Origin of the sequence: Paraburkholderia sp. CNPSo 3281 (assembly GCF_024206515.1) — a bacterium.
Classification (GTDB): domain Bacteria; phylum Pseudomonadota; class Gammaproteobacteria; order Burkholderiales; family Burkholderiaceae; genus Paraburkholderia; species Paraburkholderia nodosa.
The window spans coordinates 98,356-120,904 of sequence record NZ_JAMBPS010000014.1 but is presented as its reverse complement, the minus strand read 5'-3'; the positions used below and the strand labels follow the sequence as shown (position 1 = coordinate 120,904).

Annotated in this window: 21 protein-coding genes; 13 read left to right on the top strand and 8 right to left on the bottom strand. The window is 67.2% G+C overall.

Translation table 11 applies throughout. From position 1 onward, the window contains the following. Positions 1–73 precede the first annotated feature (73 nt). From M3I56_RS16860 to M3I56_RS16845, 4 genes are all read left to right on the top strand, one after another. Complete coding sequence (locus M3I56_RS16860; RefSeq protein WP_254354953.1) at positions 74–736, top strand: lactate utilization protein C; 663 nt, start codon at positions 74–76, stop codon at positions 734–736. Continuing rightward, the gene (locus tag M3I56_RS16855; protein WP_254354952.1) at positions 726–2,162 is read left to right on the top strand and encodes a sodium:proton antiporter; all 1,437 of its coding nucleotides are present in this window, start codon (positions 726–728) and stop codon (positions 2,160–2,162) included. The genes M3I56_RS16860 and M3I56_RS16855 overlap by 11 nt, the downstream gene beginning before the upstream one ends. Before the next feature lie 105 nt (positions 2,163–2,267). Further along, positions 2,268–3,257, top strand: a complete 990-nt coding sequence (locus M3I56_RS16850) for a D-glycerate dehydrogenase (protein ID WP_254354951.1) — start codon at positions 2,268–2,270, stop codon at positions 3,255–3,257. Between the two features lie 14 nt (positions 3,258–3,271). Then, positions 3,272–4,786 (top strand): DNA recombination protein RmuC, encoded by a 1,515-nt coding sequence (locus M3I56_RS16845; RefSeq protein ID WP_375541739.1) that lies wholly within the window; start codon positions 3,272–3,274, stop codon positions 4,784–4,786. A gap of 80 nt (positions 4,787–4,866) precedes the next feature. Here M3I56_RS16845 and M3I56_RS16840 read toward each other — a convergent pair whose 3' ends face one another. The 6 genes from M3I56_RS16840 to M3I56_RS16815 all read right to left on the bottom strand — a co-directional run bounded on the left by M3I56_RS16840 (position 4,867) and on the right by M3I56_RS16815 (position 12,285). Beyond that, positions 4,867–5,364: a GNAT family N-acetyltransferase gene (locus tag M3I56_RS16840; protein ID WP_028206700.1), complete on the bottom strand. Its 498-nt coding sequence runs from the start codon at positions 5,362–5,364 to the stop codon at positions 4,867–4,869. Beyond that, on the bottom strand, positions 5,364–5,639 hold the full coding sequence (locus M3I56_RS16835; RefSeq protein WP_028206699.1) for a hypothetical protein: 276 nt from the start codon (positions 5,637–5,639) through the stop codon (positions 5,364–5,366). Before M3I56_RS16835 ends, M3I56_RS16840 begins: the two co-directional genes overlap by 1 nt. 67 nt (positions 5,640–5,706) lie before the next feature. Continuing rightward, positions 5,707–7,011, bottom strand: coding sequence for a gephyrin-like molybdotransferase Glp (gene glp / locus M3I56_RS16830; RefSeq protein ID WP_254354949.1), 1,305 nt, complete (start codon positions 7,009–7,011; stop codon positions 5,707–5,709). Positions 7,012–7,118: 107 nt separating this feature from the next. Then, a complete protein-coding gene (mobA, locus tag M3I56_RS16825; protein ID WP_375541737.1) occupies positions 7,119–7,751 on the bottom strand; it encodes a molybdenum cofactor guanylyltransferase MobA in 633 nt (210 codons plus the stop codon). A gap of 7 nt (positions 7,752–7,758) precedes the next feature. After that, entirely contained in the window at positions 7,759–8,880 is a 1,122-nt protein-coding gene (gene moaA, locus M3I56_RS16820; protein ID WP_254354948.1) for a GTP 3',8-cyclase MoaA, read from the bottom strand. 162 nt (positions 8,881–9,042) lie between these two features. Continuing rightward, complete coding sequence (locus M3I56_RS16815; RefSeq protein ID WP_254354947.1) at positions 9,043–12,285, bottom strand: Rne/Rng family ribonuclease; 3,243 nt, start codon at positions 12,283–12,285, stop codon at positions 9,043–9,045. Between the two features lie 869 nt (positions 12,286–13,154). On the opposite strand from M3I56_RS16815, the gene M3I56_RS16810 reads away from it, so the two are divergent. From M3I56_RS16810 to M3I56_RS16795, 4 genes are read left to right on the top strand one after another with little or no spacing between them, the layout of a single operon-like run. Continuing rightward, positions 13,155–14,222: an RluA family pseudouridine synthase gene (locus tag M3I56_RS16810; RefSeq protein WP_254354946.1), complete on the top strand. Its 1,068-nt coding sequence runs from the start codon at positions 13,155–13,157 to the stop codon at positions 14,220–14,222. Between the two features lie 33 nt (positions 14,223–14,255). Beyond that, positions 14,256–14,915, top strand: a complete 660-nt coding sequence (locus M3I56_RS16805) for an HAD-IA family hydrolase (RefSeq protein ID WP_028206693.1) — start codon at positions 14,256–14,258, stop codon at positions 14,913–14,915. After that, the gene (locus tag M3I56_RS16800) at positions 14,912–15,316 is read left to right on the top strand and encodes a Rieske 2Fe-2S domain-containing protein (protein ID WP_254354945.1); all 405 of its coding nucleotides are present in this window, start codon (positions 14,912–14,914) and stop codon (positions 15,314–15,316) included. The genes M3I56_RS16805 and M3I56_RS16800 overlap by 4 nt, the downstream gene beginning before the upstream one ends. Positions 15,317–15,363: 47 nt before the next feature. Next, on the top strand, positions 15,364–16,368 hold the full coding sequence (locus M3I56_RS16795; protein WP_254354944.1) for a S49 family peptidase: 1,005 nt from the start codon (positions 15,364–15,366) through the stop codon (positions 16,366–16,368). 97 nt (positions 16,369–16,465) lie between these two features. Here M3I56_RS16795 and M3I56_RS16790 read toward each other — a convergent pair whose 3' ends face one another. Next, the gene (locus M3I56_RS16790) at positions 16,466–17,188 is read right to left on the bottom strand and encodes an SAM-dependent methyltransferase (RefSeq protein ID WP_254354943.1); all 723 of its coding nucleotides are present in this window, start codon (positions 17,186–17,188) and stop codon (positions 16,466–16,468) included. Next, a complete protein-coding gene (locus M3I56_RS16785) occupies positions 17,185–17,823 on the bottom strand; it encodes a Maf-like protein (protein ID WP_254354942.1) in 639 nt (212 codons plus the stop codon). The genes M3I56_RS16790 and M3I56_RS16785 overlap by 4 nt, the downstream gene beginning before the upstream one ends. 433 nt (positions 17,824–18,256) lie before the next feature. On the opposite strand from M3I56_RS16785, the gene M3I56_RS16780 reads away from it, so the two are divergent. From M3I56_RS16780 to fabD, 5 genes are all read left to right on the top strand, one after another. Beyond that, positions 18,257–18,898, top strand: a complete 642-nt coding sequence (locus M3I56_RS16780; protein ID WP_254334068.1) for a DUF177 domain-containing protein — start codon at positions 18,257–18,259, stop codon at positions 18,896–18,898. 134 nt (positions 18,899–19,032) lie between these two features. After that, complete coding sequence (rpmF, locus tag M3I56_RS16775; protein WP_018441573.1) at positions 19,033–19,212, top strand: 50S ribosomal protein L32; 180 nt, start codon at positions 19,033–19,035, stop codon at positions 19,210–19,212. A 145-nt stretch (positions 19,213–19,357) separates the two neighbouring features. After that, a complete protein-coding gene (plsX, locus tag M3I56_RS16770) occupies positions 19,358–20,497 on the top strand; it encodes a phosphate acyltransferase PlsX (protein ID WP_254354941.1) in 1,140 nt (379 codons plus the stop codon). Beyond that, entirely contained in the window at positions 20,497–21,486 is a 990-nt protein-coding gene (locus M3I56_RS16765) for a beta-ketoacyl-ACP synthase III (RefSeq protein ID WP_254354940.1), read from the top strand. The genes plsX and M3I56_RS16765 overlap by 1 nt, the downstream gene beginning before the upstream one ends. 124 nt (positions 21,487–21,610) lie before the next feature. Continuing rightward, a complete protein-coding gene (gene fabD, locus M3I56_RS16760) occupies positions 21,611–22,549 on the top strand; it encodes an ACP S-malonyltransferase (RefSeq protein WP_254354939.1) in 939 nt (312 codons plus the stop codon).

Here is a 22,549-nt window from a genome sequence, read left to right as displayed (position 1 = left end):
CGCGACCCGCAGATCGCAGGCGACGCCCCGGTATAATCGGCGCGTCGCTTTTCTTCATCTGACGAGGACGTTCATGGATACGACGGCCGCCCGCCGCAGCATACTCGCGCGCATTCGCGCGGCGCAGGGACGCGAGGCTACGCCCGCGCCGCAAGAGCGGGAAGCCGTGGCCGACTACCTCGCGCGTCATCCCGAAGGTCCGCGGCCGCCGCTGGAAGGCGATCTCGTCGCGCGCTTCGTTGGCGAGGCGCGCAAGATGTCGAGCACGGTCGACGAAGTCCAGCAGCTCGCTGACGCGCCCGCCGCCGCGCAACGCTATCTCGCGGAGCGCAGCCTGCCGATGCAGGCCGTCGCGTGGCAGACGCTCGAAACGTTCGACTGGGCCGGCGCGGGTCTCGCCGTTCAGTTTCGCAAGCCCGAAGATCGCGATCTCGTCGGCCTCACCGGCTGCTTCTGCGCCACGGCCGAAACCGGCACGCTGGTCCTGCTCTCCAGCCCCCAGACGTGGGCCTCGGGCGCGCTGCTGCCCGAAACGCACATCGCCGTCGTGCCCGCTTCGCGCATCGTCGCGGGCCACGAAGACGCCTTCGCGCTCATGCGCGCCGAACGCGGAGAGCTGCCGCGCGCGGTCAACTTCGTTTCGGGGCCTTCGCGCACCGGCGACATCGAGCAGACCATCGTCCTTGGCGCGCACGGGCCGTATCGCGTGCATGTGATCGTCGTGCATGGCGCGTAAGCGCAACACGGCGAGCCCTTGTGCGGGGACGCTCTTCGCCGCGCTGACGCTCTTCAGCACGAACGCCCACGCGGCGGCCCTGGACAGCGCATCGCTCAGCGCCGCCTGGGCGCTGCCGTTCGCCGGCATGCTGCTGTCGATCGCGTTCTTCCCGATGTTCGCGGCCACGTTCTGGCATCACCACTTCGGCAAGATTTCGGCGGGATGGGCGCTCGCGTTCCTGCTGCCGTTCGCGGCCACGCATGGTGTCGGCGTGACGTATCCGCTTTTCGTGCACGCCGTCGTCGACGAATATCTGCCCTTCATCGTGTTGCTCGGCGCGCTCTATACGATTGCGGGCGGCATCTGCGTGTACGGGAATCTGCGCGGTTCGCCGCGCATGAACACGGCAATTCTCGCGCTCGGCACCGTGCTCGCGAGCGTGATGGGCACGACGGGTGCGGCGATGCTGTTGATCCGCCCGCTCCTGCGCGCGAACGACAACCGCCGGCACAACGTGCACGTGGTCGTGTTCTTCATCTTTCTCGTCGCGAACGCGGGCGGCCTGCTCACGCCGCTCGGCGATCCGCCGCTGTTCCTCGGCTTTCTCAACGGCGTTGGATTCTTCTGGACTGCGCAGCATCTCGCGTTGCCGATGCTGTTCGTGTGCGGCGTGCTGCTCGCGGTGTTCTACGCGCTCGACAGCTGGTACTTCCTCCGCGCCGGGGAAGCGCGCGCCGCTTCGCTCGACCCGACGCCGGACACAGACGCGCTCTCCATCGGCGGTAAGGCAAATTTCGTGCTGCTCGCCCTGCTCATCGCGCTCGTGCTGATGAGCGGCGTGTGGCGTCCGGGTATCGTTTTCGAGGTCGCGGGCGCACACCTGCAGTTGCAGAACCTCCTGCGCGATGGGGGACTCGTTGCGCTCGCACTCATTTCGCTCGCGTTCACGTCGAAAACGGCGCGCGCCGACAACGGTTTCGAGTGGGCGCCGATCGTCGAGGTGGCCAAGCTGTTCGCGGGCATTTTCGTGACGATCACGCCGGTCATCGCGATGCTGCGCGCGGGCGAGGCGGGCGCGTTCGCCGCACTGATCCGCTTCGTGAACGACGCACCGGGCCGCCCGAACGAAGCGATGTACTTCTGGGCGACGGGTCTCCTCTCGTCGTTTCTCGACAACGCGCCCACCTACCTCGTGTTCTTCAATCTCGCAGGCGGCGACGCCAACGCGCTCATGTCCGGCGGCGCGAAAACGCTCGCCGCGATCTCGGCGGGCGCGGTGTGGATGGGCGCGCTCACCTATATCGGCAACGCGCCGAACTTCATGGTGAAGGCGATCGCGCAGTCGCGCGGCGTGCGCATGCCGGGCTTCTTCGGCTATCTTGGCTGGTCGGGCGTGCTGCTCGCGCCGGTCTTTCTCGCGGCCACCTGGCTCTTTTTCGTCTAGCCGCAAGCCGCTTGCGAGCCGGCCTGCAAAAAGCGCGCAAGACTTCCCTGAGCGCCCCGTCGCGCGCAACAATGACGGACATCGACTGAAGTGTGGAGAGCAACGATGCAAAAGATTCTCGTGGCGCGCCCGATCTTTCCTGACGTGATCGACCGGCTGAAGCAGTATTTCGAGGTGGACTGGAACAACGGCGAGGCGCTTTCGCCCGAGGCACTGCACCAGCGTCTCGCCGACAAGGACGGCGCGCTCACCGCGGGCGACCCGATCGGCGCCGCAACGCTCGCCGCGGCGCCGCGCCTGCGCGTGGTGTCGAACATGGCCGTGGGCTACAACAACTTCGACATGGCCGCCTTCAACGCAGTCAATGTGCTCGGCACCAACACGCCCGACGTGCTCAACGAAACCACGGCCGACTTCGGCTGGGCGCTGATGATGGCGGCCGCGCGCCGCGTGACGGAATCGGAGCACTTCCTGCGCGCGGGCAAGTGGGACAAGTGGTCGTTCGACGCGTTTCTCGGCTCGGACATTCATGGCGCCACGCTCGGTGTGATCGGCATGGGCCGTATCGGCCAGGCGCTTGCGCGCCGTGCGCGCGGCTTCAACATGCGCGTGGTGTATCACAACCGTTCGCGCGTCGCGCCTGAGATCGAGCGCGAGCTGAACGCCGACTATCTGTCGAAGGAAGACCTGCTCAGGCAGGCCGACCACGTCGTGCTCGTGCTGCCGTACACGGCGCAAAACCATCACACGATCGGCGCAGCGGAACTCGCGCTGATGAAACCCACGGCCACGCTCACCAACATCGCGCGCGGCGGCATCGTCGACGACGCGGCGCTCGCGCACGCGCTGCGCACGCGCCAGATCGCGGCGGCGGGCCTCGACGTGTTCGAGGGCGAGCCGCGCGTGCATCCGGCGTTGCTCGAAGTGGAGAACGTCGTGCTCACGCCGCACATCGCGAGTGCGAGCGGAGCCACGCGCCGCGCCATGGCGAACCTCGCCGCCGATAACCTCATCGCCGCGCTCGGCGAGGGTCCGCGCGCCGGGCAGCCGCCCAATCCGATCAACCCCGCCGTGTTGGGGCAAGCGCGCACATGAGTCCGCTCGCAGTCATGTCGCTGGCGATCGTTGCGCTGGCGATCGCATTTGTCGTGACGCTCGTGGCGTTGCTGCGCGCGCGTCAAGGCCATGGCGACGGCGACGCCGAGGCCACGCTCGACGCGCTCGATCAACTGAGCGACCGCCTCGCCGCCTCGACCGACACGCAGGCGCGCGCGGCCGAGCGCATCGAGCGCGAGCTGCGCAACGAGATTGCGCGCACGGCGCAGAGCTCGCGCAGCGAATTCGGCGGCGGCTTCGCGCAGGTGCAGCAGGCGCTTGCGGCGCAGCTCGGCAGCATCGCGACCGTGCAGAACAGTCAGATCGACGGTTTCGCGCAGCAGCTCGCCAAACTCACGGCGGCCAATACGCAGCAGCTCGACGCCGTGCGCCAGAGCCTGCAACAGCAGGCCCAGCAGGCGCGCGACGAGCAGGGCGCCGCGCTGCGCCACTTCGGCGCGTTGCTCACGCAGCAGCTCGGGCAACTCACAGAAGTCAACGACCGGCGCTTCGCCGAAGTGCGCGCGACGCTCGAACAGCGCTTGAAGGACATCGAAGCGAACAACGCGGCGAAGCTCGAGGAAATGCGCCGCACGGTCGACGAGAAGCTGCACGCCACGCTCGAACAGCGCCTTGGCGAATCGTTCAAGCTCGTTTCCGACCGGCTGGAGCAGGTGCATCGCGGGCTTGGCGAGATGCAGACGCTGGCCGCAGGCGTGGGCGATCTGAAGAAGGTGCTCACCAATGTGAAAACGCGCGGCACCTGGGGCGAAGTGCAGCTCGAAGCGCTGCTTGAGCAGATGCTCACGCCCGACCAGTACGCGAAGAACGTCGCGACGGTGCCGAGGAGCACGGAGCGCGTGGAATTCGCGATTCGCCTGCCAGGACGCGGCGTGGGGGGCGCGGAGCAAGGCGAGCCGGTCTGGCTGCCGATCGACGCCAAATTCCCGCGCGAAGACTACGAGCGTCTCATCGATGCGCAGGAGCGCGCGGACGCGCTCGCGATAGAGGAGGCCGGGCGCGCGCTCGAACTGCGCATCCGCGCCGAGGCGCGCACCATCGCCGAGAAGTACGTCGCGCCGCCGCACACGACCGATTTCGCGCTGCTGTTCCTGCCGACCGAAGGCCTTTACGCCGAAATCCTGCGCCGCCCGGGCTTGACCGATGTCCTGCAGCGCGACTACCGCGTGAGCGTGGCAGGTCCGACCACGCTCACGGCGCTCCTCAACAGCCTGCAGATGGGCTTCCGCACGCTCGCGATCGAGCGCCGCTCGAGCGAGGTATGGCAGGTGCTGGGCGCGGTGAAGACGGAGTTCGGCAAGTTCGGTGACGTGCTCGCGCGCACGAAGTCGCAGCTCGAAACGGTCACGCGTTCGATCGAAGCGGCGGAGGTGCGCACGCGTGCGATGAACCGCAAGCTGCGCGACGTCGAGGCGTTGCCGGGCGAGGCCGCCGCGAATCTCCTCGGCGACGCGGTGCGTAACGGTAACGGCGACGCAGAAAGCGAAGCGGGCTTCGGCGACGAGTGACCGCAACCTGCGCGCCAAAAGCAAACGGGCCGCCTGATCCAGGCGGCCCGTTTGTATTCGGGCATGTGGGGTGCGTTGGCTTACCCGATCATCGTTTCACCGGGCGCGGCGAGCTTTTCGAGCGCATCGCCGGTCATGCGCACGACGCGCCAGTCGGGCAGAACGGTCGCGCCGAGCTTTTCATAGAAGCCGATGGCCGGCGTGTTCCAGTCGAGCACGGTCCACTCGAAGCGGGCGCAGCCGCGTTCGACGGCGATCGCCGCGAGCGCGCGCAGCATCGCCGTGCCGAGGCCGGTGCCGCGCTGCGACGGCTGCACGTAGAGGTCTTCGAGATACAGGCCGCGGCGGCTCAGGAACGTCGAGTAGTTGTGGAAGAAGAGCGCGTAGCCGACGATGCGGCCGGCGTCTTCCGCCACCAGCGCTTCGGCGGCGGGGCGCGTGCCGAACAGGGCGTCGGCGAGGCCATCGGCCGTGCCCGTGAACAGATGCGTGAGCTTTTCGAACTCCGCGAGCTCGTACATCAGCGCGTGCATCGCGCCGACGTCGGCGGCCGTGGCGGCGCGGATCGTCGCGGCCATCAGGCTTCCTCGGGCACGTCGGAGAGATGGATCTCGATGCCGCCGAAGCGCGAGGCCACCCAGTTGTAGGCGTGGCAGGCGATCCACAGCAGGATGAAGCCGACGATCGCGTTGAGCAGCAGCGCGCTGAAGATGGTCGAAAGTTCGACCGCGCCATAGCGCACGAACGCCACGAGCACGCCAAGCAGCACGATCGGCACGCTGAAGGTCAGGTACACGAGGATGAGCGCCTTGGCGGTCTGGCCCGCAGCGATGAACGAGATCTGTTTTTTCATAGTAGTCGGTCCGTTATGCAGGTGTGGACGTGTGGTTAGATTTGATGGCCTCTGAGGCGCCGCCGCGCTAGACGAGTCCATCGAACAGCATGATGTCGACGGCGTCGCCGGCATCGAGATCGCCGGCCTCATGGGCGAGCACGATGAAGCAGTTCGCCTCGCTCATCGTGCTGAGTGCGCCCGAGCTTTGCGAGCCGGTCGGCGCGACGCGCCACTGGCCGCTGGCGTCGCGGCGCGCGAGGCCGCGCTGGAATTCGGTGCGGCCCGCGCGCTTTTTGATCGGCTGATCGCTCAGTGCTGGCACGAGCGGTACGGGCTGCGCTTGCGCGCCCGCCATCGCCATGAGCGCGGGGCGCACGATCTGGTAGAACGAGACCATCGTCGCGACCGGGTTGCCGGGCAGCCCGAACAGGAGCGCCGCGCGGCCCGCGCCTGGGCGTCCGCCCGACCAGATGCGGCCGAACGCGAGCGGGCGGCCGGGGCGCATGGCGAGGCCCCAGAACGAGACGTCGCCGAGCGTTTGCAACTGCGTGCGCGTGAAATCGGCTTCGCCGACCGAGACGCCGCCGGAGGTTAGCACGACATCGGCGGTTTCAGCAGCGAGTTTCAGTGTGGCGGCGAGCGCCGCGGGGTCGTCCCGCACGACGCCGAGGTCGATCGCTTCGACGTTCAGGCGCTGCAGCATCGCGCCGAGCGCGTAGCGGTTGCTGTCATAGATGCAGCCCGGCTCGAGCGGCTCGCCCGGCGAGCGCAGTTCGTCGCCGGTCGAGAAGTAGGCTACGCGCAGGCGCTGCTTCACGTGCGCCTCGACGAGGCCGAGCGAGGCCAGCAAGCCAATGTCGGACGCGCGCAGCACGCGGCCGGCCGCGAGCGCCACGCCGCCGCGCGCGAGATCCTCGCCCTTGCGGCGGGCGTTCGCGCCGCGCTTGACGGCGTTCGCTTCGAAAGCGATGACTTCGCCCTGCGCCGACACATGCTCTTGCGGCACGACGGTGTCGCAGCCCGTGGGCATCGGCGCGCCGGTCATGATGCGCACGCACGCAGCGGCGGCAACTTCGCCCGGGTAGGCGTGACCGGCGAAGGCCTTGCCGCACACGGCGAGCGAGAGGGTGCCGGAGGCATCGGCCAGCGCCGCGCCGTCGAACGCGTAGCCGTCCATCGCGGCGTTGTTGTGCGCGGGGACATCGATGGGCGAAATCACGTCTTCGGCCAGCACACGCGCAAGCGCCTCACGCAGCGGCACGCGTTCGCTCGCCGCAAGAGGCGTCACCCACTGCAGCACGATGGCCTGCGCGGCGCTGACGGGCAAAGCTTGCGGATCGTACTGGCTGATGCAGCCGGCGCTGCCGGAGGGATGGTTAAGCGTGGTCATCGAGTGAGGAAGCGTCGCATCCGCACGGCGTGTGCGGCGATCGTCCAGGCGGGCGTGCCGGCCGTGTGCCGGGGACGGCGGCTGGCCGGACGCCGCCCGATTGCAATTCAGGCGCGTTCGAGTTCGGCCAGTTCCTGTAAGGAATTGATATTGTAAAACGCACGTTCATCGGCAAAGGCGACTTCGGCGGCCGTGTGGCGCGCGTACCACGCACGCACCTTGCGCTCCCCGGCGCCGAGGTAGGCGGCGAGGTCGTCGGCCAGCGAGGTGCGCACGAGCGCGAATACAGGGTGCAGCGAGACCTCGCCTTCGGTATTCGTCGTGGTCGCCGTCACGATGTCGGCGCGCTCCGAGAGCGCGGCATGGCCCAGGCGCTCGGCGAGATCGGCTGGCAGCCAGGGCGAGTCGCAGGGCGCCGTGAGGAGCCATTCGGTTTGCGCCGCGCGCAATCCGGCGAGGAGCCCCGCAAGCGGGCCGGGGAAGTCGGGCAGCGTATCGGCGAGCACGCTAGCTCGCCATGGTGCGCCGAGTGCCGCATAAGCATCGCCGTTGCGGTTCGCGCTGATCGAAAGGGCGCCGACCTGCGACGCGAGGCGTGCGAGCACGTGCGCCGCGAGCGGTTTGCCGTGCAGCATCTGCAAGCCCTTGTCCGCGCCGCCCATGCGCTGGCCGCGGCCGCCCGCGAGCACGAGGCCCGTGATCGATGCGGAGGAAATGGCGTTGGCGCTCATCGGTGTCATGGGCTGCTCAGCCGCCGATATAGGACATTTCGATGCGACGCTCGTCGGAGGCCGCCGGCGCCTGCGCGCTGCCTCGCAGCTGCGAATAGCGATCGGCGCGGCCTTCCCACACCTGCGCGATGGCGCCGGAGATTGCCGAGTCGGTGGCGCCGTTGCGCAACAGCGCGCGCAGGTCGTAACCCATCGAGGCGAAGAGGCACAGGTACAGCTTGCCTTCGGTCGAAAGGCGCGCGCGCGTGCAGTCGCCACAGAACGCGCGCGTCACGCTGGAGATCGCGCCGATCTCGCCGGCGCCGTCCGCGTAGCCCCAGCGTTGCGCCGTTTCGGCGGCATTGTGGGGCTCGAGCGACACGAGCGGCCAGTGCTCGGAAATGCGCGCGACGACCTCAGCCGACGGCAGCACTTCGGCCATGTTCCAGCCGTTCGAGGTACCGACGTCCATGTATTCGATGAAGCGCAGCGTCACCCCCGTGCCGCGGAAATGCCGCGCAAGCGGCACGATCTCGCCGTCGTTCGTGCCGCGCTTGACGACCATGTTGACCTTGATCGGCGCGAGCCCCACGGCTTGTGCCGCCGCAATGCCGTCGAGCACGTCGGCCACCGCGAAGTCGGCGTCATTCATGCGGCGAAAGAGGGCGTCGTCGAGGGCGTCGAGGCTCACCGTCACGCGTGTGAGGCCTGCGTCGCGCAGGGCTCGCGCCTTGCGGGCAAGCAGCGAGCCATTGGTGGTGAGCGTGATGTCGAGCGGCTGGCCTGCGGGCGTGCGCAGCGCGGCGAGGCGCTCGATCAGGAATTCGATGTTCTTGCGCAGCAGTGGCTCACCCCCCGTGAGGCGGATCTTGTTGACGCCATGCGCGACGAAAAGCCGCGCGAGCCGTTCGATTTCTTCGAGCGAAAGCAGTGCGGAATGGGGCAAAAACGGGTAGTCCTTGTCGAACACGGCGCGCGGCATGCAGTACACGCAGCGGAAATTACAGCGATCCGTGACCGAGATGCGAAGGTCGCGCAGGGGTCTGGCGAGCGCGTCGAAGACCGCGCCGGACGGCGCGCGCACGGCTCCCGCGGCCGGCCTGGGCAGTTCGGGCGGCAGCGATCGAACGTCGGCAACAGGGATGATGCGTCGTGTCATGGTCTCTTCGTTCTCGCGTTGGCTCAATTTTAGCCGAACCAGCAGCTGCCGACAGACAAGGGAGAACGCTGATATATCAAAAAAAAGCCCGCCGGGAAGGGCGGGCTTTTCGGGGCGCGCCGGACTCGAGGCCCGGCGCGCGGCCAGTTGCGCTTGCAGCGCTTACGGCTGGCGCGTGGTTTCGACCTGCTGCATCGGCGCGCTGTCGACCGGCGGCAGCGGTTTGCGCTCGCGCGGCGCGCGTGCCGGCTTCACCAGCTGGGCGGCGGCTTGCTGCGCGGCGCGCAGCTTGTCGGCGTCGGTATTGACCCAGACGAGCCCCGCCGATTCCAGCATCGGGCGCAGCGTGTCTGCAGCGGCCGCAGCCGTGGGTGCCGCGGATGCCACCGGGGCCGGATGCGGTGCGGCCGGCTCGGTGATCGCGACGACCGCCGGAGCGGCTGCTACCGCTTCTTGTGCCGGCTCCGGTTGAGCGAGGGGCGCTGCTGCGACAGGCTCTTCGGTCCGCGGTGCTTCGACGCGGTCTTCCCGCACGACAGGCTGCGTTTCGGCCTGAACCGGCTCAACCGGGACTGCCGGCGCGACCGGTTCGTCCGCTGCGGCAGGCGCCTCAAGGGCTACAGGTGCGACGGGCGCCACAGGTTCCTCGGCCTTCGGCTCGACCACGTGCGCGGTTTCAACGCTTACCGGTGCGGTTTCAACGCTCATCGGCGCGGCTTCGGCGGGTACCGGAGCTTGCTCGGTCGGTGCCGGAGCTTGCTCTGCAGCGGGCGCGACGGTTTCGACCGGCGTAGTCGTCCCGGCGGCGGCCGGCACGTGCCCGGCTTCGGTGGGGACGATTGCGGCCGGCTGTGCGGTCACGACAGTCTCGAAAGGAGCCTCGGTGTGCGCTTCTACGGCCGATGATGCTTCATGCACTTGTGCGGCAACGGCAGGTTGCTCGATCGCCGGTTGAGCGGGTGCGGCTTGCTCTTCGCCTTCCGGTGCGTCTGCACCCGGCGTCAGGCCTGCTGCATCTGTCTCGCGCTCGCGGCGACCACCACGGCGGCCGCGGCGGCGGCGGCGGCGTTCTTCGCCTTCACGCTGTGCGCCTTCTTCGTCGGCACCGGCGCTCATGCCTTCGGGCAGCTCCTCCGTGTGCGGCGCTTCGACGCCTTCGGCGCCTGCCGACGCGGCGTCGAGACGCGCTTCCTGGGCTTCGGCGGCCTCGGCTTGCTGACGGCGACGCGGCTCATTGCGTTCGCCGCGCTCGCCACGCTCGCGGCGCTCGCCGCGTGCGGCGCCGGCTTCCGCCGTGACATCGCTACGTTCCTGACCGCGCTCGACGCGTTCGATGCGCTGTTCGCGCTCGGCGCGTGCTTCGCGGGTTTCACGCGGTTCGCGTTGTTCACGCGGCTCACGCTGCTCGCGGGCACCGCGGCCTTCGCGTGCTTCGCGCGGTTCACGTGGCTCGCGCGGCTCGCGTTCCTCGCGGCGGCCAGCCGGCTGACCGGTACGTGCGCCGCCTGCGCTTTCGCCGCGGCCTGCCGCGTCGCGGCCGCCGGAACGGCGATTGCGATTGCGGTCGCCGCTGGCGGTCTTTTCACCGCGCTCGGTACGCGCTTCGCGGGTCGGACGGGCGGTCTTTTCGGGTTGAGCGACCGGTGCCGGCGCGGGCGCCGCAGCCGGCGCGCCGCCAAAGAGGCGCTTGACCCAGCCAAAGAAGCCGCCGCCCGCGGGCGTGACGGCCACCTGCGCCGCGACGGGCGCGGTTTCGGCCGGCTTGACCGGCGCGCCCGGCGCCGGACGCTCCGGCGTGATGCCCTTCACCGCGGCTTCCTGCTTGGGCTTGGCTTCGGCGGTGCGCTTGCTGTAGCCGGTTTCCGACTCGAGCTCGCGAGCCGCTTCCTCGGCCATCTTCCACGAGGCGCGCGGGTCGTCGAGGCGCGCATCGTCGTGACGCAGGCGCTCGAGCTTGTAGTGCGGCGTTTCGAGGTGCTTGTTCGGGATCAGCACGACGCCGACCTTGAAGCGCGACTCGATCTTGTTGATTTCCGAACGCTTTTCGTTGAGCAGGAAGGCGGTCACTTCGACCGGCACCTGGCAATGAATTGCCGCGGTGTGCTCCTTCATCGCCTCTTCCTGGATGATGCGCAGCACCTGAAGCGCCGACGATTCCGTATCGCGGATATGACCCGTGCCGTTGCAGCGCGGGCAGGTCACGTGGCTGCCTTCCGAGAGGGCGGGGCGCAGGCGCTGGCGCGACAGCTCCATGAGGCCGAAGCGCGAGATCTTGCCCATCTGCACGCGTGCGCGGTCGTGGCGCAGCGCGTCTTTCAGGCGCTGCTCGACTTCGCGCTGGCTCTTGGCCGACTCCATGTCGATGAAGTCGATCACGATCAGACCGCCCAGGTCGCGCAGACGCAGCTGGCGCGCCACTTCGTCGGCGGCTTCGAGGTTGGTGCGCGCGGCGGTTTCCTCGATGTCGGCGCCCTTGGTGGCGCGCGCCGAGTTCACGTCGATGGCGACCAGGGCTTCGGTGTGGTCGATCACGATCGCGCCGCCCGAGGGCAGCGGTACCGTGCGCGAATACGCCGTTTCGATCTGGTGCTCGATCTGGAAACGCGAAAAAAGCGGCACGTCGTCGTGATACCGCTTCACCTTATTGACATTGTCCGGCATCACGATATCCATGAAGGCGCGCGCCTGGTCATAGATCTCGGTGGTGTCGATGAGGATTTCGCCGATGTCGGGCTGGAAGTAGTCGCGGATCGCGCGAATGACGAGGCTCGATTCCAGGTAGATCAGCATGGGCTGACCGGACTGGCCCGCCTGCGACGCGGCTTCGATGGCGCGCCACAGTTGCAGCAGGTAGTTCAGGTCCCACTGGAGCTCTTCGGCGGAGCGGCCGATGCCGGCCGTGCGCGCGATGATGCTCATGCCGTCCGGCAGTTGCAGCTGCGCCATGGTTTCGCGCAGTTCCTGACGGTCGTCGCCCTCGATGCGGCGCGAGACGCCGCCGCCGCGCGGGTTGTTCGGCATGAGGACGAGGTAGCGCCCGGCGAGCGAGATGAACGTGGTGAGGGCGGCGCCCTTGTTGCCGCGCTCTTCCTTCTCGACCTGGACGATCAGCTCCTGGCCTTCCTTGAGGGCGTCCTGAATGCGCGCGCCGCGCATGTCGACGCCTTCGCGGAAGTACTGGCGGGCGACTTCCTTGAACGGCAGGAAGCCGTGGCGGTCTTCGCCGTAGTTGACGAAGCACGCTTCGAGCGAAGGCTCGATACGGGTAACGATCCCCTTGTAGATGTTGCCTTTGCGCTGTTCGCGCCCGGCGGTTTCGATGTCGATGTCGATGAGCTTTTGTCCATCGACGATGGCGACACGCAGTTCTTCCTGCTGTGTCGCGTTGAACAGCATTCGTTTCATTGAACGACTCCAGTGCGTTCGCGCGCAAGCCGCACGGTGCGCGGCGGCGACGCCAGGCAGCACGGTGCGGGCAGCGGCGAGCCGCGCCTTATTGTGTTGTCACAAGCACGCTGGAGCGGGAACGATGGCGGGGAGAATTGCCTTTTCTGGGCGCCGGTCCGGCGTTGCGTTGCCGTGGACGGGGCCGCGTGGGCACATGCGAAATACGTTTTCAAGAAGCGAAGAGACATGCCGCGGGTTCGCGACGGCAACGTTTTCCTGCGCTTCCAATCCACCTGCCTGCCGTGGCCATGAACGTGCCGATGGTTGAGCCCATCGCACTGGCCGTGACAGACGCTTGCCGCAGCGGCGAACCGCGCGCGCTTGCGACTGGATCAGGTTCGCGGCCTCAAAATTCAATCAGGGCCGCGCACGGGAAGCTTTTCAGGAACGCCCGTCTTCCCCCTCGGGGTGTCTCGCCACTTTTGACGTCGCCGTGTCCCGCACATTGCCGGGACGCTTCGGGCGCTCGCCGTATTTTCGCCACCAGCGCCTCCTGCGGCGGTCACTTCGACCGCGCGGCGGGACGCGCCGGATAAATTCTTTATACCAATGTTCCGTTACCGTCGGAGCCGCTCCTGACCGAACGTGCCTGTGGGCGCCGTCCCTGCCGGAGTGGTGATCCGTGCGTGCAACTCGTTGCTTCTCATCAAACGGGGTGAGCAACCAGCCCCGGGCGCAAGTAAAATAACCGTTTATCGCTTGCAGCCTGCGCTCGCCGCGTGGTCCAAGTCCAGGATAACCCCCTTGGGGTGTCCATTGGGTGGTTCGCAGAACATTTGGCCGTTTTGGCCTACCGTTGCGTCGGCGCTGGGCAAATTATATTCAGAATGAAAGGGTTAGGCAAAACATCCCAGAATCAGGTCGCAAGCGACCAGGTTTCGTTCGTCGAAATCGACGAGGGCGCGGCCGGTCAGCGCATCGACAATTTTCTCCTGCGCGTCTGTAAGGGCGTGCCGAAAAGCCACATCTATCGCATTTTGCGCAGCGGGGAAGTGCGTGTAAATAAGGGGCGAATCGATGCGCAGTATCGGCTCGCAGAAGGCGACATTGTGCGCGTGCCGCCCATCCGCACGTCGCAGTCGAGCGCGCCGGCCGGCGCCGCGCCCGTGCCGGCGGCCCAGTTTCCCGTCATCTACGAGGACGACGCGCTGCTCGTCATCGACAAGCCCGCCGGCGTGGCCGTGCACGGCGGCAGCGGCGTGGCGTTCGGCGTGATCGAGCAGTTGCGCGAGGCGCGCCCGCAGGGCAAGTTTCTCGAGCTGGTCCACCGGCTCGACCGCGAAACGTCGGGCGTGCTGATGCTCGCCAAAAAGCGCGCCGCGCTCGTGGGCCTGCATGCGCAGATGCGCGATAACCAAACCGACAAGCGCTATTTCGCCTGCGTCCATGGCGAATGGGCGAGCGATTGGGGCCGTCGGCGCGCCGTGAAGGAGCCGCTTCATAAGTATCTGACCCCGGAAGGCGAGCGTCGCGTGCGCGTGCAGGCGGACGGCATGCCGTCGCACACGGTGTTCAATCTCGTCGATCGCTGGCCGGGCTACGCGCTTCTCGAAGCCGAGCTGAAGACGGGCCGCACGCACCAGATCCGCGTGCACCTCGCTCACCTCGGCCTGCCGATCGTCGGCGACGCCAAGTACGGCGACTTCGCGCTCAACAAGGAACTCGCGCGCACTGGCGCGCGGCCGGGCATCAAGCGCATGTTTCTGCACGCGCACCGGTTGAAGCTCGCTCACCCGATTACGGGCGCCCCGTTGCAGTTCGAGGCACCGTTGCCGGCCGATTGCCGCAGCTTCGTCGACGCGCTGCGTGCGCAACGCGAGGGTGACGCTGGCGCAGATGCCACGGCGGCAACTCGACCTGACGCGGCGCGACCTGACGCGGCCCGTCCCGAATGACACCGAATCTGACAGCGTTTGGAGAAGTCCTGCATGGCTCGAGAGTTATTTGACCTGATTGTGTTCGACTGGGACGGCACCCTGATGGACTCGACCGCCCATATCACGCGCAGCATCCAGGCGGCGTGCCGCGACCTCGGCCTGCCCGTGCCCGGCGACGAGGCGGCGAGCTATGTGATCGGCCTGGGCTTGCGCGAGGCGCTGCAGATAGCCGCGCCGACGCTCGATCCGGCCGACTACCCGCGGCTCGTCGAGCGCTACCGCATCCATTATTTGCTGAAGGACCAGCAGACCGAGCTGTTCGCAGGCGTGCGCGAGATGCTCACGGAACTGCGCGACACCGGCTACCTGCTCGCCGTGGCGACGGGCAAGAGCCGCGTGGGGCTGAACCGCGCACTGGCGGATTCGCGGCTCACGAGCCTCTTCGACGGCACCCGTTGCGCCGACGAAACCTTCTCGAAACCGCATCCGGCCATGCTTCAGGAGCTCACGCGCGAACTGGGGCAGGATCTGGGCCGCACGGTGATGATCGGCGACACGACGCACGATCTGCAGATGGCGATCAACGCGGGCGCGGCGGGCATCGGCGTGGCGTACGGCGCGCATGCGTCCGGCGCGCTCGAAAAGCTCGAGCCGCGCTTCGTCGCGCCGGACGTGGCCGCGCTCGCGGGCTGGCTGCGGGAGAACGCATGAGCGCGGCGCCCGAGGCAGCAACGCTCGCGCCGGTGCGCATCTGCGCGGCCGAAGAACTCGCCGAGGGTGGCGAGGGGCGGCGCATGAACGCGACCTACGCGGGCGGCGAGGCCGTGGTGTTCTTCGTGCGCTACGGCGGGGCGGTGTACGGCTATCTGAACCGCTGCGCGCACGTGCCGATGGAGCTCGACTGGGTCGAGGGCCAGTTCTTCGAGTCGTCGGGGCTCTATCTGATGTGCGCCACGCACGGCGCGATCTACCAGCCCGACACGGGCAAGTGCGTGGGCGGCCCATGCCGCGGCGGGCGTTTGCGCCCCGTGCAAGTCGAGGAACGCGACACGCCCGAAGGGCGTGCGGTATTCTGGCTGCCGGACGACGCTTTGCGTCCGACCCCAACCTGATTCCTGACTTTCGACCCTTTCGACCCTTTCGAACGTAACCCGCTCGCATGTCCGACAATCCGACCCCTGATTCGAACGAAGCGCCTCGCGCGGCTTCGTCAGACCGCGGCGCGCCCGCGCCAGGCTGGGAGCGCGAGGCGCTCGAGCGCATCGCCCTCGCGGCGATCACCGAGCAGCGCGCGGCGCGGCGCTGGCGCATCTTCTTTCGCTTCGCGTTTCTCGCCGTGTTCGTAGTGATCGCGTGGGCGATCCTCGATCTTTCGGGGGCGCGCGTGGAGAGTGAGGGGCGCCACACGGCGCTCGTTTCGCTCGACGGCGAAATCAGCTCCGACACCCCGGCGAACGCCGACGACATCATCAGCGCGCTGGACAGCGCCTTCGACGACGACGGCACCGCGGGCGTGGTCCTGCATATCGACAGCCCCGGCGGCAGCCCGGTGCAGGCCGGCATCATCAACGACGAGATCCACCGTCTGCGCACCAAGTACCCGGCCATCCCGCTGTACGTGGTGGTGGGCGACATGTGCGCTTCAGGCGGGTATTACGTCGCGGCCGCCGCCGACAAGATCTACGTCAACAAGGCGAGCATCGTGGGTTCGATTGGCGTGCTGATGGACGGATTCGGCTTCACCGGTCTCATGGACAAGCTCGGCGTCCAGCGGCGCCTGCGCACCTCCGGCGAAAACAAGGGTTTCTTCGATCCCTTCTCGCCCGATACGCCGAAGATGGACGCTCACGCCCAGGAGATGCTCGACCAGATCCACCAGCAGTTCATCGACGCCGTGAAGGCCGGCCGCGGCAAGCGCCTGAAGGACTCGCCGGATATCTTCACGGGCCTGTTCTGGACCGGGCAGAAGAGCGTGGAGCTCGGTCTCGCGGACGGCTACGGTGACACCGATTACGTGGCGCGCGAGGTCATCAAGGCGCCGGACGTCGTCGATTACACGGTCAAGCAGAGCCTCACCGATCGTGTGGCGAAGCGCGTGGGCGCGAACATCGGCTCGGCGGCTGTGCATTCGCTGCTGATGGGCGGCAAGGTATCGGTGCACTGAGCGGCGGCGGCGCTTTCGCTTCCGGTCGTCCTCGAGAAAAATCGGCCGCTGCGCGATGGTTGCGCAGCGGCCGATTCGTTTTTGCGCGCCGATGCGTTCAGTGCGCGAGCAGCAGGAAAATCGCCGGCCGCTTGTGCAATTCGGGCGCGGGCTTCTTCTTCCAGTCGGACACGGCGCGGCTCACGATCGTCTCGGTGGGCAGCGTGAGATCGGCGGCGACGCACACGAGTGTGGACGGGGCGCAGGTCGCGAGCAGCGCGTCGAGCAGTGTGCGGTTGCGATAGGGCGTCTCGATGAAGATCTGCGTCTGCTTGCTCTTGCGTGAGATCTGCTCCAGATCGCGCAGCTTTTTCACGCGCTCGTTCGCATCGACGGGGAGGTAGCCGTGAAACGCGAAGCTCTGGCCATTCAGGCCCGACGCCATCAACGCGAGCAGGATCGAGCTCGGGCCCACGAGCGGCACGACCTTGATCCCGCGCTCGTGCGCGCGCCGCACGAGCAGCGCGCCCGGATCGGCGACGGCGGGCACGCCCGCCTCGGAGACGAGCCCCGTGTCGATGCCCGCAAGCAGCGGTGCGAGCAGCTTCTCGACCTCGCCGGCGGGCGTGTTGACATTGAGTTCGCGGATCTCGATTTCCTGGATCGGGCGCGTCGTGCCCACGCGCTTGAGGAAGGCGCGCGTGGTCTTCGCATTTTCGCCGATATAGCTGGCGAGCGCGCCCGCGCGTTCGCGCACGGGCGCGGGCAGGACGGCGTTGAGCGCGGCATCGTCGCCTTCGCCCAGCGTGTTGGGGATCAGATAGAGAGTGCCAAGGCTCATGCTTGCGTCTCCAGCAACGGATAGCCCGCGGCAAGCAGCATGCGCGTGAGCGCGATGAGCGGCAGGCCGATCAGGGCGGTGGGGTCGTCCGACTCGATCGCTTCGAGCAGCGCGATGCCAAGTCCCTCCGATTTCGCGCTGCCTGCGCAGTCGTATGGCGTTTCGGCGCGCAGATAGGCGTCGAGCGCGGTGTCGGGCAGGTCGCGAAAGCGCACCTTCGTGACGACATCGACGGTATCCGTTTGGCCAGTGGCGGTGTCGAGCACGCTCAGGGCGCTATGGAACAACACTTCGCGGCCGCGCATGGCCTGCAGCTGCTCGAGCGCCCGTTCGTGCGTGCCGGGCTTGCCGATCTGGCGTCCATCGAAGGTGGCGACCTGGTCGGAGCCGATCACGAGCGCGCGCGCGCGGCCGGCGGGCAGGGCGGCGGCCACTGCGCGGGCCTTCGCGGCAGCGAGGCGCAGCGCCGTGGCTTCGGGCGTTTCGCCGGGGTGCGGCGTTTCGTCGACGGCGGGCACGGCTGTCTCGAACGGAATGCGCAGACGTTCGAGCAACTCGCGCCGGTAGCGCGAGCTGGAGGCGAGGATGAGGGCGGGGCGGCCCGTGCGCGGGGCCTGCGAGGGAGAATCCTGCATGTTCGATCGGAGTATGAGGGCGGCTGCGAATGTGGCTGGAGAAAAGGCGGCTGTGCTTTGGCGATTTCCGGGTGGATTTCGCCTCGAAAACGGGGGCGGATTTCGCGTAGAACGTCGTCAGAGGCTCCCGAAAACCGCGCTCGCACAGACACTTGCGTACGCGAGCTTAAGTGTTTGACTCACAAAGATAAAGGCGATATGATTTTGGGCTTTTCATCGGTATGCTCTCGTCGTACGTCTTGTGCGGGCGCCTGAATTTTGCGGCGTCACGGCTCGAAAGACCTTGCCGGCAGCAGCGTGTCGATGGCAAATATAGGCAAACGCAGGTCGATGCAGGCCAGTGCGGGCCGGTCCAGGCTGGATTGCTGCGAGCCGCTGGCGGCTTTTCGCGCATCGCTTGTCCCGCCCTAAGCCTTGAAGCAGGAGAGCGCACATGACCGAACATTCTGGTAAGCCTGCTGGCGCTGAACTGAATCCGCGCGACTTCGATATCTTCGAATTCGCACGCAGCGAGCGCGAGGCAGCAGGCGTCGTGCGCGTCTCGCAACTGCCGCGCATGTTAAACGAAGTCCCGGCTGAGGCGCCAGATCGCGACACCGCGTTCACCTGGCAGGCTGCGGGCTTCACCCAGCAGGAATTGCAGGACAACGCCACCGAAGGGCCGCAGCCATACCTGCGGCTTGCTGTTCACGGTGGCGCGTGGCTCGCGTGCCAGCGGTGCCTTGCTCCCTACGAGCAGGCATTCAATGCGGATGCGACCTTTCGTATCGTCCAGACGGAAGAAGAGGCGGACGAGTTTCCGCTCGACGACGATGAAGTCGAAGTGATCGTGGGCTCGCGCCATTTCGATCTCGTCGACTTGATCGAAGAGGAGTTGTTGCTCGCGCTTCCGCTGGTGCCGAAGCACGAAGTCTGTCCTGAAATTCACGAAAGCCTCGCCTCGGGTCCCGACGGCGCGGAAGGCGTGGATTCCGTGGACGACGTGCCGGAGCAGGAAATCGAGCCGGAAGAGCGCGTCAACCCGTTTGCGGCGCTCGAATCGCTCAAGAAGGACGGTCCTGGCAGCAAGCACTAAGGTAAGCCTTAGGCGGCTGCGCAGGGCAGGCAGTACCAGACGCGTGGGCCTGAGCCCGGAGTCCGGCCACCCCCCAAGGGTGGCGGCGGCCGGATCGGGCTGTGTTAGAATTCGGAAAATTTTCAGGAGTTATCATGGCAGTTCAACAAAACAAGAAGTCGCCGTCGAAGCGCGGTATGCACCGCTCGCACGATTTCCTCACGGGCGCGCCGCTGGCCGTCGAGCCGAGCACGGGTGAAGTGCATCTGCGTCACCACATCAGCCCGAACGGCTACTACCGCGGCAAGAAAGTCGTCAAGACCAAGAACGACTAATCGTTTCAGCGTGCGGTGCAGTGTCGCGCAGTATTGACGACCTGGTGCCGCATCTGACGATTCCGTTCGCTTGACCATATTTCGGCTCGGCAAAAAAGGCGGCATTCAACTGCCGCTTTTTTGTGCCTGAAATCCGTCGCATTCCATGACTGTTACGCTCACGATAGATTGCATGGGAGGCGACCACGGCCCGTCTGTGACGGTGCCTGCCGCAGTCCATTTCGTCCGCTCGCACCCCGACGCGCATCTCATGCTCGTAGGCGTCGAGTCGGCGGTTCGCGCCCAGTTGAAGAAGCTGAAGGCGTCGGACCATCCCGCGCTTACCGTCGTGCCCGCCACCGAGGTCGTCGAAATGGACGATCCGGTCGAAGTCGCCCTGCGCAAGAAAAAAGACTCGTCGATGCGCGTCGCGCTCAATCGCGTGAAAGAGGGCGAGGCGCAAGCCTGCATCTCGGCCGGCAACACCGGCGCGCTGATGGCCGTTTCGCGCTACGTGCTCAAGACGTTGCCCGGCATCGAACGCCCGGCTATCGCCTTCGCGCTGCCGAACCCGCGCGGTTACACGACGATGCTCGACCTCGGCGCGAACGTCGACTGCGAACCGCAGCACCTGCTGCAGTTCGCGGAGATGGGCCACGCGCTCGTCGCGGCGCTCGAGGGCAAGGATCGCCCAACCATCGGGCTCCTGAATATCGGCGAAGAAGTCATCAAGGGCAACGACACCATCAAGCGCGCAGGCGAGCTTCTGCGCGCGAGCACGCTGAACTTCCGCGGCAACGTCGAAGGCAACGACATTTACAAGGGCACCGTCGACGTCATCGTCTGTGACGGTTTCGTTGGGAATGTCGCGCTCAAGACGTCGGAGGGCCTCGCGCAGATGCTCAACGACATGATCAAGGAAGAGTTCGGCCGCTCGTGGCTCACCAAGCTCATGGCGATTGCCGCGCTGCCCGTGCTCATGCGCTTCAAGAAGCGTGTCGACCATCGCCAGTACAACGGCGCGGCGCTGCTCGGCTTGAAGAGCCTCGTCATCAAGAGCCACGGCTCGGCCGATGCCTACGCGTTTGAGTGTGCGATCAATCGCGGGTATGATGCCGTCAAAAATGGCGTGCTGGAGCGCCTCGCGCACGCCATGGAAGAAAACGCCGGTTCGCTCGAACAGGCGGCAGACGAGCCCGGCGGCGCCCAGAACGTGCAAGCCGCGCAGGCGGGGCAGGCTTCCAGTGCGCCCAGCCAGGCAGCGGGCGAGGTACCGCCCGGCGCCGCATCATCCTCGAAGGCATAATGGCTCAATCGACTCTCTATTCCCGCGTGATCGGCACGGGCAGCTACCTTCCGCCTGATCGCGTCACCAACCAGGAACTGGCCGAACGGCTCGCCGCGAAAGGCGTCGAGACAAGCGACGAGTGGATCGTGGCCCGCACGGGCATTCACGCGCGCCACTTCGCCGCCCCCGACGTCACGACGAGCGATCTCGCGCTTGCGGCGTCGCAGCGTGCGATCGCGGCCGCCGACGTCGATCCGCAGTCGATCGACCTCATCATCGTCGCCACTTCCACGCCCGATTTCGTCTTTCCGAGCACGGCCTGCCTCTTGCAGAACAAGCTCGGCATCCGCAATCACGGCGCGGCGTTCGACGTGCAGGCCGTGTGCTCGGGCTTCGCGTACGCCGTTTCGGTGGCCGACAGCCTGATCCGTAGCGGCCAGCATCGCACGGCGCTCGTGGTTGGCGCGGAAACCTTCTCGCGTATTCTCGATTTCAGCGATCGCACCACCTGCGTGCTGTTCGGCGACGGCGCAGGCGCGATCGTGATGCAGGCGTCGAGCGAACCGGGCGTGCTTTCGAGCGCGCTGCACGCCGACGGCAGCTACGCGCACATCCTGTGCACGCCGGGCAACGTGCACGGCGGCGTGATCGCGGGCAACGCGTTCCTGCACATGGACGGCCAGGCCGTGTTCAAGCTGGCCGTGAACGTGCTCGAAAAGGTCGCGATCGAGGCGCTCGACAAGGCGCAGCTGAGCGCCGACCAGGTCGACTGGCTGATTCCGCACCAGGCCAACATCCGCATCATGCAGGGCACCTGCCGCAAGCTCGGCCTGCCCGCCGAGCGCATGGTGGTGACCGTCGGCGAGCATGGCAACACCTCGGCGGCCTCGATTCCGCTCGCTTTCGACGTCGCGGTGCGCGACGGCCGCATCAAGCGCGGCCATAACGTGCTGATCGAAGGCGTCGGCGGCGGCTTCACCTGGGGCGCCTCCGTCATCCGCTTCTAAGCATCCTGAGCGGGCTCTCGCGCTCCCGCAGCCGGTCCTGGCGTACGACGTGCACGTCGTGCGCAGTCCGCGGCGGTTCGTCCGAGCGCATTGCCCACCCGTATTGATCGAATTTGGGGACGTTATGAATTTCGCGTTCGTTTTTCCCGGACAAGGCTCGCAGGCCGTCGGCATGCTCGACGCCTTCGCCGATAACGCCGTCGTGCGCGAGACGCTGCAAGAAGCGTCCGACGCGCTGGGCCAGGACCTCGGCAAGCTGATCGCCGAAGGCCCCGCCGAAGAACTCAATCTCACCACCAACACCCAGCCGGTCATGCTCACCGCCGCCTACGCCGTTTATCGCGCGTGGCAGCAGGCGGGCGGTCCTCTGCCTGCCATCGTTGCGGGCCACAGCCTCGGCGAATACACGGCGCTCGTCGCCGCCGGCGTGCTCGCATTCCGTGACGCCGTACCGCTCGTGCGCTTTCGCGCGCAGGCGATGCAGAGCGCGGTGCCGGTTGGCGAGGGTGGCATGGCCGCCGTGCTCGGCCTCGACGACGACACTGTGCGCGCAGTCTGCACGGAAGCCGCCGCCGCGAGCGGCGGTGTGGTCGAAGCGGTGAACTTCAACGCGCCGGCGCAAGTCGTGATCGCGGGCCACAAGGGCGCGGTCGAGAAGGCCTGCGAAATCGCCAAGGCGAAGGGCGCCAAGCGCGCGCTGCCGCTGCCGGTATCGGCCCCGTTCCACTCGTCGCTGCTCAAGCCCGCCTCGGATCAGCTGCGCGACTATCTCGCGAACGTCACGCTCAACGCGCCGCAGATTCCCGTGGTGAACAACGTCGACGTGGCATTCGAAACCGACCCCGCGAAGATCCGCGACGCGCTCGTGCGCCAGGCCGCGGGCGCCGTGCGCTGGGTCGAATGCGTGCAGGCCATCGCGGCGCACGGCGCGACGCACGTGGTCGAATGCGGTCCGGGCAAGGTGCTTGCGGGCCTCACCAGGCGTATCGACGGCAACCTGGTCGGCGCCTCGGTGCTCGATCCGAAGTCGCTCGACGAAGCGCTCGCGCTTCTGAAGGCCTGA